This window comes from Enterococcus ureasiticus (assembly GCF_001730285.1).
In the GTDB taxonomy this organism is placed as follows: domain Bacteria; phylum Bacillota; class Bacilli; order Lactobacillales; family Enterococcaceae; genus Enterococcus_L; species Enterococcus_L ureasiticus.
Map to the genome: position 1 here is coordinate 1,018,550 of NZ_MIJZ01000001.1, position 13,150 is coordinate 1,031,699.

Consider the following 13,150-nt stretch of genomic DNA (forward strand, 5'->3'; position numbering starts at 1 on the left):
TTTTTGTCACAAAAAGAAGGAGGATCAGACAATAAAAACAGTTATTTTCATGTCTGATTCCTCTTTTACTCTATTAACTTAGTTATTTTTTGATAAAGGCACCAACAAAATCAGTTGAAACTCCCTCTTCTTTCGTATAGATCACGTGACCTCTTAAAACAGTTTGTACAACTTGTGCACCAATTTCGCGTCCAATATAAGGACTGATTTTATTGCGATATTCTAAATCTTCGGCTTTTAATGTATAAGGTGCATTTGGTTTGATCAAAACAAAGTCAGCATCTTTGCCAATACTGATTCGACCTTTTTGATCCAAATCATAACGATCAGCAGGATTCGTGGCAATAATATCTGCAAATTGTTTCAGTGACATTCCTCTTTTTTGAACGCCTTCATCAAAAAGAACATCGACATTATTTTGCACTCCAGAAATTCCACCCCACGCTTCAAAAGCATTTTCTTTATCTTTTAAATCTGGTGTACATGGAGAATGGTCAGAAGTCACAAAATCAATTTCTCCTGATAACACTTTATCCCACATACCATTTTGATTTTCTTTATCACGAATTGGCGGTGAACATTTCACCACTGGACCGATTGCATCAAGTTCATCTGTATCAAAGTAAAGATAATGCGTACAGGTCTCACATGTTACATCAACGCCAGCTTGTCTTGCCTTCGTCACTTCTTCTACCCCTTCTGGACAGGCAATATGACAAATATGGATGCGACAGCCCGTTTCTTTGGCAAATAAGATTGCTCTTCGAATCGGTTCCACTTCAGTGAAAACTGGACGACTTGCAACATAAGCTTTTAATGTTGTTTCCCCATTTTTATAGGCAATTTCTCCTAATTTATCTGTAATTGCAGCATTTTCCGCATGAATTGCCAGAACCTTACCCGTTTTAGCAACTTGTTTCATTCCTTCGTAAAGAGAATAGTCATCGACATTCATGAAATCACCATCAATGCTGCGGTCTCCACAAGTCGCCATGAAACATTTATACGCTGCAACGCCACCATCATCTAACTCTTGAATACCACCAGTAAGATTGAAAGGTACCAAACCACCAAACGAGCCAACATCTGATTTCAATTTGCCTTTTCCAGCAGTATATTTTATTTCCAATGATTCACCATCGACGGTTGCAGGTACTTGGTTTAAAGGCATCTCCATAAATGATGTGACTCCGCCTTTAGCACATGAAGCTGTTCCAGTGATATAACCTTCCCATTGATCACGATAACCGCCTCCTGGATCAGTAATGTGCACGTGTGCATCCACCATACCTGGACTAACAACTAAACCTTCTGCATCAATAATTTTATCTGCCTCACCAAGATCATTTCCAATAGCAACAATCAATCCATCTTTTACTGCAACATCTGTCTTAACTTCTCCCGACTCCAAAATAACTAAACCATTTTTGATTACTAAATCATGTGACATTTGCTTTCCTCCTAAATTTAAAAGCTGAATGAGTTTTTCTCAAGAAGCTTATTATTTTTTATCAAAGAATTTTCTTAATACTAAATATAAAACAAAAGCAGAAACAAAACCAGAAATCCAAGAAATATCAGAAATCACTTTTAAAGCAGGAATGAAATTTCCACTTAAACAAATAACTAACGCCACAATAGTAGCAACGTAAGCAGGTTTATTCAATCCTTTGTATATATTATGACTATTGTCAGCTTTTGGATCCATATACAACTGATTCAAGTCGATTTTTTGTCTCTGAACAAAATAATAATTCGCAATCATTGTTCCCGCAACTGGTCCCAAAACTGCACCTATTGTATTCAAGAAAATAAAAATACTATCTGCATTTTCCATTAATTTCCATGGCATGATCAGAAAACTAATCACACTGGCAAGCAAAACGCCTTTTTTATAATCGACCTTTTTAGGAAATAATGCACATAACTGATATGCAGCTGGAATAATATTTCCCGTTGCATTTGTAGAAACAGTTGTTAATAAAAATACGAGCATCGCAACAATAATTGCCAATGAATTATCCCAACGATCAACAATGTTTAAAATATTCCATTCTTGGATTCCATAACGAATAGAACCACCAATTAAAATCACAACACTTGAAAAGGCAAATATTCCATAGCCAACTAAAAAGCTAGCAGTTTGACCAATCGTTTGGTCTCTAGTAGATTTCGCATTTTGAGTAAAATCTGACACGCTTGCACCAGGTGCTGCCCAGACCGCTAACACTGAATTAATGATCATGAAATAGACAAACACTGGTGAAATATTATGTGCTGCTCCTGCGACATCATAAGATAGAATCGGTCCTAAACCTCCTCCAGCTCCAATCGCCCAGATAGCCATACCACCAAATACAATATAAATTAGCGGACTTAAAATAGCAGTAAACTTATTAAGAATTTTTCCACCGCCAAAACCGATCAGCATGTTCACTGCCCAAAAAATCGTAAAGGCGATCAAGCCTGGAATAGAAATCCCCAAGATCATCGTATCTCCGCCAAGCATTAAAAATCCCGGCCAAATCTTACCAATCAAGATCAACAACGCTAATGAACCTGTATAATTCTGCAATCCAAACCAAGCGATTGCAGCGACACACCCTCTAAGAAACCCTGGTAATTTCGCACCAATATCTCCATAAGTTGAGCGTAGATGAATTGCAAAAGGTATGCCATATTTTGATCCTGCTCGACCGTTATAGGTCATAAACAACGCAACTGCCATTGCACTTATCACCAAAGCCAACATGATATTAATTGGTGAAAGTCCTAAAAACAAAAATCCTCCGACTGCCGTGTAATTGGGAATATTATGAACCGAGCCCATCCATAACGTAAAATAGTTCATTTTCCCCATCATCCTTTTGGACAAAGGTTTTGGAAGTAGATCTTCATTATAGCCACGTTCTCGATAACGTTGAAGCTCTTCTTCCGTGATTTGATAATCTTGGTTTTCCATTATTTCGCCTCCTTCTAAGCGCTTACATGTTTCTGTATTCCAAATAATATTATATATTTCTATATTACTTTTGACCAGAAAAATATGATGTGTTTAATTTCTATCAACTATATTTAGTTTCAGAAGCTAAACACATCATTATTTATTTCTTGTAATTACAACTACTTATTCAGCAGTTGCTTTCTTTTTGTTCAAGTTTGCTAATAAGAATAACGCAGTTCCAACGACTAGTAAGATAACTGAAATGTAAAAGCCCATTTCTTTTGAACCGGTCGCATCAGAGATTGAACCTGTCAATGTTGGTGCGATAACGGATGACATCATTCCGAAGAAGTTAAATACGCCAAGTGTTGTACCAATACCGACTTTAGGAGCATTTTCCCCAAGCCATGAAATAATGATCGGCTCTACAGCTAGTTTTCCTAGGAAGCCGTATAAAATCAGACCTATTAATAATAATGTTGAGTTTGTTGCTTGTACAGTCAACAATAGCATTGCTGCTGCTAAAAATTCTAAAATAACGATAAATTGTACTTTTTTGTGCATGAATTTATCAGCTAAACGGCTGAAGAACAAAGCACCTGGAATCGAAGCAAATGCTACAAGAGACGCAGAAAATCCAATCGCTGCCCCTTCAAATCCACGTTCAGTTCCCAAGAAGTTTGGTAACCAAGTAACCGTCATATAATACGCATAACAAGTAGCAAAGTATAAAATATAAGCAAATAACATTTTTGGTGAGAATAATTTTTTGATTGAAACATGTTCTTTTTCAACAACAGGCGCTTCTGGTGCAGCAGCCGCTGCTTCTGCTGCCTCTGCCGCTTCAGATTGTGCTAAAAATTCAGCATCTTCTTTATTATTACGAATAATTGCAACAAATGCCACTAACATCACAGCAATCAATGCTACAGAGATATACATCATTGTTTGCCATGGGAATTTTAATTGAACAACTAAGAAACTAGATAAAATCAAACCTAAACCTGAACCAACAGCAGATCCACTATTTACAATTGCAGTAGAGAAACTTCTTTTTTCGCGTGGAATATTTTGAGATGTTAGTGAATATGCTGATCCATAAAAAGAGCCACAACCTAGACCTGCTAAAACACTACCAACATAAATCATTTGAATATTCGTTGCTTGAGAAATCAATAAAGCGGCTAATCCAAAAACGATAAAGCCTGGAATCAATACTTTTTTCTTCCCAATTTTATCTACTAAGAAACCTGCTGGAATCTGCATTGCTACATATCCAAAGAAGTAACACGTAGAAATAAAACCTAACGCTGTATCTGTGATATTTCCACCAAGTGACTCATTAATTTGCGGGTATGCAGGTGATAAAGCTGAACGATATACCCAGATCGTTACCCAGCCAGCACATAACAAAATAACAATTTTTTTCCAATAATCCATTCCTGAACTCTTACTTTTTACATCCATATCTTTTCCTCCATATGTTATTTTTTCAAATGTGTGGTAGCCAAAATGTTTGTGCAATTTTGGTTTCAAACATTCAAACAAACAACTTCCTATTCGTTCTAATTGTAAGCGGTAGCAAACTTTCGTGCATTATAATTTTTCACAAACTTGTTAAAAAGTTTGTGCAAAACGAACAATCACTTGTTCTTTCACACAAACAATTTAATTTTTTCTATTTTTTATAGATTGCTAATGCTGCTTTCACAGCTTCACCTTTATTAATATCTGCACCATAATAATTAAGAGCTCCTTCTAATGCCGATAAAACGTGAAGAACATTAGATTTTCTACTGCTGTATCCCATATTTCCGATACGCCATACTTTTCCTTGAAGTGCACCAAAAGATGAAGCAATTTCTACACCAAACTCATCTAGCATAAGCGAACGAACTGCTTCGCCATCAATTCCTTTAGGAATCATGATCGGCGTAACGGTTGGCATTTTAGTCGTCAAATCTCCATAAAAACCTAAGCCCATCGCTTTTATACCAGCAACAATTGCTTGATCATTTTGGGCATGTCGAGCATAGACATTGTCCATGCCTTCTTTGATCATCATTCTAAGGCCTTCATGCAGTCCGTAGATCATGCTTGTCGCTTCAGTATGATGATTGATTCGCTCTTCACTCCAATAGCGCTGTAACTGGCTTAAATCAAGATAATTACTGCTGATATGATTTGCATTGCGAATATCTTTACTTAATCCTAATTCCTTTTGGTAACGACTAGTAAGAACTTTTTCCACTCGGTCATTATAAGTAATCAAAGATAAGCCTGAAGGAACACTCACACATTTTTGCGTTCCAGCAATTGCGATGTCAACTCCCCACGCATCCACTTCAAGAGGTACACCGCCATATGTTGCAACCATATCTACAACAAAGAAAATATCATTTTCTTTACAGTGTTGACCAATTTTTTCCATTGATTGCATTTGCCCATTAGCTGTTTCACCGTGGACCATGGCAACAATTTTCGGTTGAAATTTTTTGATTTCTTCAATTACTGTTTCTTGTTCAAATGGTGCATCCCATTCTTTTTCAAGATAATGAATCTCTGCTTTAGCACGTTCACATATTTCTCCTAAAAGATACGCAAACCGTCCATATACAGGAATCAACACTTTATCACCTGGTTCGATCAATGCAATCAATGCCGCTTCTAAACCAGAACGAGATGTTCCATCTACTGCAAATGCTTGCTCATTTTTTGTGCCGAAAGGAATCTTGATCATTTCTTTCACTTCATCCATAATTTGTAAAAAGGCTGGATCGAATTGACCTAAAATAGAAGCAGACATCGCTCTTAATGCTACAGGATGAGCCTCAACTGGCCCTGGTGTCATGATTGTTCTGCTTGGTACTGATATTTCTGAAAACATAACTATTTCCTCTTTTCCGTTTTAATTTCATCCTACCCTTATATTCAAAAAAGTCATTGTCACTTTTGAATAAAAAAATAGAATTTTCAGTTATTATGTACAAAACTTTCTTGAATCTGCATGCGCTATCATTTAGAATAGAGATATGCTGAGAAATACAACTACATTATGCGTTACTAATTTATCATTAAAGATTTATCACAAATAAATATTTTTACCATGTACTACCTAGCTTATCAGAAAAGAATAAATTAAGCATGTGGAAAAATACGCTATTTTCATATTTTGTATTTTTCTGTAGGAACTGGATGATCTCGCTACGCTTTTGCTTTGAAGCATATCATGAAATAGTTTTAATATTGATTGGTACGTTGTCACCATATGCTTTCTAGCATTTCAGGCTAGTATCTCAGAAAAAAGATAAAAATTGATTGCGGCAAAAACGTACCCTCAATTTTTCTTATTTTTCTGTCAAATCTGAACGAACCTGTTCTGCTTTTTAATATTAGGAGGAAATCCATTGACTACTTTAGAAGATTTATTAAAAATACCAAGATTTTCCGATCTAAAATTATTAACGAATCCTACAAAAGCCAACACAATTGTTGAAAGTATCGAAATTTCTGAAACACCTGATGTGGCCAATTTTATCCCAAAAAAGATTTTTCTTTTAACAACTGCGATGGTTTATAAAGATAATCAAAAAGAACTGATCACTTTGATCGATTCTCTAAAAGAACAAGAAGCCGCTGGAATCGGTATAAAAGTCGGACGTTTCATCGAAACCATTGATCCAGAGGTCGTCGCTTATGCCAATAAAATCGACTTTCCTGTTGTTCAAGTGTCTAGCACTCAACCTTTGGGTGCTGTATTGCACCAACTATTAAATTATTTATGGGATACTAAAACAGAACAATTAAGCTACGCCTTAGATATTCAAAAGCGCTTCTCTGATTTACTGATTCATGATGTGAGTATCGCACGATTTATCGCTGACTTTGGTAAAATGATCAATACTCCTGTGATTTTATTAAGTCCTTATCGTAAAGTAATCGCCCATTCAAAACACTTTACTCAGACTTCAAAACCGGCTGAGTATTATGTTGAACAACTTATTAATAAATACGATAATTGGAATGAAGATAGTCATGCCTCATTTATGATCAATGATCTAAATCAAGAGCCATTGCAGATTGCAGGTTTTTCAGTTACTGTGAATAGCTATTTCCCACATTATTTATTGATTTTAAATCCCCAGCAAGTTCCTTATCCGATGTCTGAGTTTGCAGTTGAACAGGCCTGTTTAGTTTTGTCATTTATGTTGTATAAAAATCAAAAAGTTCAGGAATCTCTAGACTTTCTTAAAAGTGATTTTTTAGGTCAATTAGTAGAGTATCAGCAAACACCCCATCAATCTAAACGAGATTGGCTGGATCTAGGCGCAAATTACGGCTTAAAGAAAAGTACACAGTATCAAGTCATCTACGCCGTTTGCAGTCAAACAACAACAACAGCAACGAAAATTAAATATCAACAAGAAGAAAGTGATGTGGCTTTTCAATGGCTATTAGAAACTTTGCCACCTAGAATCAAGCATATCAGTATTTTTAAAGTAAAAAACACAAACCACTTGGCCATTTTGATTCAAAGCAGAGTAGAAGACTTAGAAAGAATTTTAAGTGAATTATCTTTGGAATTATCTGAAAAACTTCCTATCACGTTGACTTTTGCTTTGGGAAATTTATATGAAACGATTGAACAAATCGCAAACTCCTTCATTGAAGCAAAAACAGCCTACGAAGAAATGTTAACAATGACTAACAATGTGCTTACTCATCACTATCATCCTAAAGGAATGAAAAGTTTATTCGAAAAAATGAGTCTGGAAGATATTCATTATTTCTGTGAATCGACGCTAAAAGAACTTGCCTATCCTGTTGAAGATTCATTTATTGAACTTCGTAAGACATTACAATGTTATTTAAGTTTTCAATGTGAAATTTCAAAAACAGCCAAAGAAATGTACTTACATCGTAATACGATTAAATACAGAATCGATCACTGTGCTAAGTTACTTGGAAAAAGTATTCAAGATCCAACTAATAGTTTGAATTTACGTTTAGCCTTAGAGTTATCAGAACGATCAAATCAGCATCAATAAATAAAATAGAAGTTGGAAGAAACACGGACCGTTTCTCTCAACTTCTATTTTTAATGTTTATCCTGTGATTCTTGTCCCTGCTCTACCTAGTAAAGCTTGATCAGCTTCTTCTAAAGAACAAATGATCGCTGTTTTTCCTTGTGCCGCAAACCCAATAGCCGCTTCCATTTTTGGTCCCATGCTACCATCAGCAAAATGACCTTCGTCCATATATTGTTGTGCTTGTTTTACAGAAATTGTTTCTAATTTTTCTTGATTTTCTTTACCGTAGTTGATATAAACATTACTTACATCTGTCAACATCATGAAGACATTTGCATCAATTTGTTCCGCTAATTTTTTACCTGTGCGGTCTTTATCGATAACTGCTTCGATTCCTTTTAACAGACCATTTTGATCACGAACGACGGGGATTCCGCCACCTCCGCCTGCAATAACGATCGTATTACGGTTTAATAAATTAACGATCGCATCTACACCGTGGATCGCTTTTGGTTGTGGAGAAGGGACAACGCGGCGGTAACCACGACCAGCATCTTCCATCATCACCCAATTCTTTTCTTGCTCCATTTGCTTCGCTTCTTCTTCTGTATAAAAAATTCCGATTGGTTTGTTTGGATTGTTGAACGCTTCATCTTCAGCTGAAACTTCGGTTTGAGTTAATAACGTAATAACGTTACTCGTCAAGCCTTTTGTCTCCAATGAATTTTTCAAGCTTTGTTCTAACATGTACCCAATAAAACCTTGTGACTCCGCATTACATACATCTAAAGGAAACGGTGGAACCACATCTTTTGCTTCTTCATTTTGTCTTAGAATATTGCCTACTTGCGGACCATTCCCGTGAGTTAAAACGATTTCATAATCGATTTCTTCTATTTTTGCAACCAGTTCCGCGCTGACTTTAACATTATCTAACTGTACCTCAAGTGTTGCTTTTTGGTTTGGTTTTAAAATTGCATTGCCTCCCAATGCAATCACGACACGATTTGCCATAAAAATCCTCCTTCATTTAGTACCTAGTGATTTGATTGTAGTTAATAAGCCTGCCAGTAAATCAACACCAGATGTGTGTCCTACCGAAATGACGCCATTAACTATTTTTTTAATTTTTTCTTCACTGCTGTTTGTCGTCAATGCTTCGATTAATTTAAGAACAGGTTCACTAAAACGCCCTGATAGTGCGCATAACAAATAATGCTTGCTGATATCTGTTGTCACAGACCGCTCTGCTAACAGTTCAGTAAGTAGTAAATTTGTTAAGATCGAACTTTCTTTATCCAATAGAAACCTTGCAGCCAGATGTCCAACAATCATGTCATCTCCTGACGGTGTTAATCCCATACCTCGACCTAAAAGAAAATTCAAACCTGATTTTTGTTGTGACTGATCTTCAGAACAAAGCGAAATAATCGCTTCTTTAAAAGGATTCATCCCTTCCAAAAACTGAGCTAAAGAATGCTGACTCCCTGTTTTTTTTGCGAGTGAGTCTGAATATGAAAATAATTTTTTTTGACTTATTTCCATTAAGTTTCTCGTTGCTGTACCTACTAACGACGAATACGGTTTCCCATGTATCAGTAATAGATGGTTTCTAGAAAAATGCAAACACTTTTGTTCCCATTTAATTTGTTCTCCAATTTCGATTGATGATAACACTTGTGAAAAATCATTGGCTTGTAAGTAAATACCATTCGGCATAAAAGGGTAGTTAGTGGTCGTCACGACCACTAACTGTTGTTTCCTCTCATCTTGAATATTAAAACTATTCTTATATTTGCTATGGACCTGCCATTTTTGTTCTTCAAAGTGATCTGCTAAAAGAAACTGATCAATAAAACAAGCATTAACAAACAATATCTTCACCTTTTATTCTGTAAAACCTAATTTTTTTGCATAGGCCAAAACTGCTTTTTCAAAGCAATCGATCGGTGGCGTTACTGTACCTGCTCCGATTTGACCTAAACCTGCTTTTTTATTTGCGATCCCTGTATTGATCACAGGAAGGATTCCTGTTTCTACAACTTTTCTCGCATCGATTCCTAAACAAATTCCTTTAAAGTCCCAAGTTGGAACTGGGAAATTAGGATTCGTGTCAATACAAATTTCTGTCATTTCATTACTTGTATTCAACGCATCATAGAAACCACCTGAACCAACGAAACGAGTTACAGCTGGCGCTGCGATCATTGCCATACCGCCAACGCCAAATGTTTCAGTGATTGCACTATCACCCATATCTGGTGCAGCATCGGCTTCACTAAAGCCTGAGAAGTATAATCCTTGAGGTGTATTAACAGGACCTGTGAACCACTCATCACCCATTCCTGCAATACGAATACCGAACTCATAACCATTTCTACACATTGCAGTTACGATCGTTCCTTCTTGAATTTGTCTTGCGCCATCCATTACAGCTTTCGCTGAAGCCATCATGATATTTAAGAAGAATTGATCTGTATCCGCTAAGAATTGAACAACTTCTTCACGTTTCGTTTGGTCGATTTCAGTTAAACCAACAATAATTGGTGCCATTTCTTTTAAGAAAGCAAGTGATGCAGCAATATTACGCTGGTGGAATTCGTCTCCCATTGCAATTGCTTTAGCAACTAATACATTGATATTTAAACCGTCTTCTTTCGTTTTCAAGGCAGCGCTTAAAACAGGTGCTAAAGTATCTCTCATCCATCTTAAACGATTGATTACTTCATCTGAATAAGCACCAAAACGTAATACTGCACCAATTCCTTCATTCATCGTACAGAAAGCACGATTACCATCTGTTTTGTTTTCAACAACTAAAACGGCCATATTCGCTGATGTGATTCCACCCATTGGTCCAACTGCATTCACATGGTGACATGGAATTAGTTTTACTTCGCCAGATTCTAGCATTTTTCTTGCTTCTTCTTCAGTTTCGCACCATTCTTCAAATAATGCAGCACCGACACAAGCCCCTTGGATCGGATCAACCATTTTATCATAAGTGATTGGAGGTCCTGCATGTAATAGGACTTTTCCATCATTTAATTCTTCAATTACTGTTTTTGCTGGGACTACATCTAATAAGAAAGGAGAACCAGCAACGATTTTTGCTGCTACCGCTTGGTTTGCTTCATCGATTGTTTTATATGACATTTTGATTTTCCTCCGTTAAAAGCTGAATGAGCTGGATCAGCTCCGACTGAAAAATAGGAAAAATAGAATGTGGTGCTTTTTACCACAATCTATTTTTATCTATTTTCTGAGGAGCTAGCTCAGTAAGCTGGATAATTTATTTAGCTAATGCTACTTTATTTAAGAACTGTAATGCTTTTTGCAATGTGATATTTCCGCCTGCAACTGGTTGCCAATCATATTGAACCACTTTACCACCATGATTGATGATTGCTTCTGAGAAACTACGTAAGCCAACATTGATAAATCCTTGATTTGTCAATAATGCTAACATTGCTTCCGTTGGTTCAATCGCAACTGGGGTCACTGCCGGTGCAGCTTCGATTGCTTTATCAGTTTGAGTCAATGGATGATCTAAAATAGCCAAGGCTAAACGAACTGCTTGTGCGTTACTATCGCAAAGGATCACACCAGCCTCTTTCATGATTGCTTCTTGCTCATGAATATTTTGCGGATCTTCGTCTGTTCCTACAATCGTACCAATCACAAATAACTCTCTACCATCAGCTGCCGCTTGGGCTTTGATTTCTTTGATTGTTGGTGCTAGTTCTTGCGCCATGTTGGCATGAGAACCATAACCTAATACAACATCTAAAAGAATGATTGCTGTTTCAGGATCTTTGCCAGCTTCTTCTAACATTTCTTTGCGTTTTGTTGGATCGATCATTGGATGAGGTTTTCCTTGCGTGTAAACATCATCTCCTAAATCAATGATTTCATGTCCCTGGTTTTGTAAGATAAAGCCTTCTGGTGCATGTTCGTCACCTGTTAATGCTAAACCTTCTTTGATCAACATTGCGGCTTCATAAGCCAGAGTTCCGCCAGAGTATAAACCTTTAACATATTTTTGCTCCGGTTTGAAAGAATGAGCAGGAACTGTTAAGGTTTCTTTCACTGCTGTGACCGCTTCTTTATTTAATAATTGAACAGCCGTTTGAGCTGCTTCTTCTAATGTATACGCACGATAAAGATTTTCTTCATGAGATGTTGGTTTTTCACCTAGGAAAATCGTTACAGCAGGTTTTGAGATACTTCTTAAAAGATTTAAGACTTCATCACGAACTTCTGGTGCAGGTGGTTTAGAAATAACAACAACCACTTCTGTATTAGGGTCTTTCTCCAATGTCATGATGCTGTCTTTTAATGTAATTCCACCAATTTCAGCTTTTAAGTCACGTCCACCAGTACCGATTGCATTCGTTACGCCGCCGCCTAATTTGTGGATAATCGTAGTGACTTCTTGAATACCTGTTCCAGAAGCACCAACAACACCGATTTTCCCTTTACGCACAGCATTTGTAAATGCTACAGGAATACCATTGATAATACCAGTACCACAGTCAGGACCCATTAAAAGAAGTCCTGCATCATGTGCTTTTTCTTTTAGACGTTTTTCATCTTCAATTGCGACATTATCACTAAAACAGAAGACATGTTTTCCTTCATCTAATGCTTTTTCAATTTCAAGTGCTGCATGTGTACCAGGAATAGAGAAAACGACTACGCCAGCATCTTTACCGAGCTCAAATGCTTTATCCCAAGTTTTTACGACCTCTTCACCTGATGTGTCGCCGCCACCTTTTGTTTGTTCTTCTAAAAATACATCGATTTCTGTTAATACTTGCTCAATTAATGAGTCATCTTCAATATCTAATACGATGACCATATCGTTTGAAGAAGCTTTTTCTAGTTCATCTGTATATAAACCACCTGTTTTGAAAATATCTTTATTGGCAGGTGTTCCCATCATAACTGAAACATTATGAACGCCATCGATGGTATTTAATTTGTTTGTTAATAACATCAATACGATAGAATCTTGATAGCTATTCGCTTTAATTATTGTATGCAGCATTGAAATTCCTCCGTTTGTTTAAAAGTGTAGTGGGCTCGTTCAGCTCTGACAGAAAATAGGAAAATATGTTTGTGACACCTTTCGTCACAGGCAGATCTTATCTTTTTTCCGAAAATCTTCAATCCT

Annotated in this window: 9 protein-coding genes; 1 reads left to right on the forward strand and 8 read right to left on the reverse strand. The window is 36.6% G+C overall.

The genetic code is table 11. From position 1 onward, the window contains the following. Nucleotides 1-82: 82 nt before the first annotated feature. The 4 genes from allB to BCR21_RS04795 form a co-directional block, all read right to left on the reverse strand. Nucleotides 83-1,450, reverse strand: coding sequence for an allantoinase AllB (gene allB, locus BCR21_RS04780; RefSeq protein WP_069645347.1), 1,368 nt, complete (start codon nt 1,448-1,450; stop codon nt 83-85). A 51-nt stretch (nt 1,451-1,501) separates the two neighbouring features. Next, entirely contained in the window at nt 1,502-2,962 is a 1,461-nt protein-coding gene (gene allW, locus BCR21_RS04785) for an allantoin permease (protein ID WP_069645348.1), read from the reverse strand. Between the two features lie 165 nt (nt 2,963-3,127). Continuing rightward, nucleotides 3,128-4,411 carry an MFS transporter gene (locus BCR21_RS04790; RefSeq protein ID WP_069645349.1) on the reverse strand — a complete coding sequence of 428 codons (1,284 nt, stop codon included), beginning with the start codon at nt 4,409-4,411 and terminating at the stop codon, nt 3,128-3,130. Nucleotides 4,412-4,622: 211 nt separating this feature from the next. Beyond that, the gene (locus tag BCR21_RS04795; RefSeq protein ID WP_069645350.1) at nt 4,623-5,831 is read right to left on the reverse strand and encodes a pyridoxal-phosphate-dependent aminotransferase family protein; all 1,209 of its coding nucleotides are present in this window, start codon (nt 5,829-5,831) and stop codon (nt 4,623-4,625) included. Nucleotides 5,832-6,351: 520 nt separating this feature from the next. Between BCR21_RS04795 and BCR21_RS04800 the strand changes: the two genes are divergently transcribed. Beyond that, on the forward strand, nt 6,352-7,992 hold the full coding sequence (locus BCR21_RS04800; RefSeq protein ID WP_069645351.1) for a PucR family transcriptional regulator: 1,641 nt from the start codon (nt 6,352-6,354) through the stop codon (nt 7,990-7,992). Between the two features lie 57 nt (nt 7,993-8,049). Here BCR21_RS04800 and arcC read toward each other — a convergent pair whose 3' ends face one another. From arcC to fdrA, 4 genes are all read right to left on the reverse strand, one after another. Next, complete coding sequence (gene arcC, locus BCR21_RS04805) at nt 8,050-8,988, reverse strand: carbamate kinase (protein WP_069645352.1); 939 nt, start codon at nt 8,986-8,988, stop codon at nt 8,050-8,052. A gap of 12 nt (nt 8,989-9,000) precedes the next feature. Beyond that, a complete protein-coding gene (locus BCR21_RS04810; RefSeq protein ID WP_069645353.1) occupies nt 9,001-9,849 on the reverse strand; it encodes an oxamate carbamoyltransferase subunit AllH family protein in 849 nt (282 codons plus the stop codon). A gap of 12 nt (nt 9,850-9,861) precedes the next feature. Next, nucleotides 9,862-11,130: a YlbE family protein gene (locus BCR21_RS04815; RefSeq protein WP_069645354.1), complete on the reverse strand. Its 1,269-nt coding sequence runs from the start codon at nt 11,128-11,130 to the stop codon at nt 9,862-9,864. 136 nt (nt 11,131-11,266) lie between these two features. Beyond that, entirely contained in the window at nt 11,267-13,024 is a 1,758-nt protein-coding gene (gene fdrA / locus BCR21_RS04820) for an acyl-CoA synthetase FdrA (protein ID WP_069645355.1), read from the reverse strand. Nucleotides 13,025-13,150 lie beyond the last annotated feature (126 nt).

Bases quoted from the DNA above. Each gene is read 5' to 3' on its own strand.
- allB (WP_069645347.1), bottom strand. From the start codon at position 1,450: ATGTCACATGATTTAGTAATCAAAAATGGTTTAGTTATTTTGGAGTCG.
- allW (WP_069645348.1), bottom strand. From the start codon at position 2,962: ATGGAAAACCAAGATTATCAAATCACGGAAGAAGAGCTTCAACGTTAT.
- BCR21_RS04790 (WP_069645349.1), bottom strand. From the start codon at position 4,411: ATGGATGTAAAAAGTAAGAGTTCAGGAATGGATTATTGGAAAAAAATT.
- BCR21_RS04795 (WP_069645350.1), bottom strand. From the start codon at position 5,831: ATGTTTTCAGAAATATCAGTACCAAGCAGAACAATCATGACACCAGGG.
- arcC (WP_069645352.1), bottom strand. From the start codon at position 8,988: ATGGCAAATCGTGTCGTGATTGCATTGGGAGGCAATGCAATTTTAAAA.
- BCR21_RS04815 (WP_069645354.1), bottom strand. From the start codon at position 11,130: ATGTCATATAAAACAATCGATGAAGCAAACCAAGCGGTAGCAGCAAAA.
- fdrA (WP_069645355.1), bottom strand. From the start codon at position 13,024: ATGCTGCATACAATAATTAAAGCGAATAGCTATCAAGATTCTATCGTA.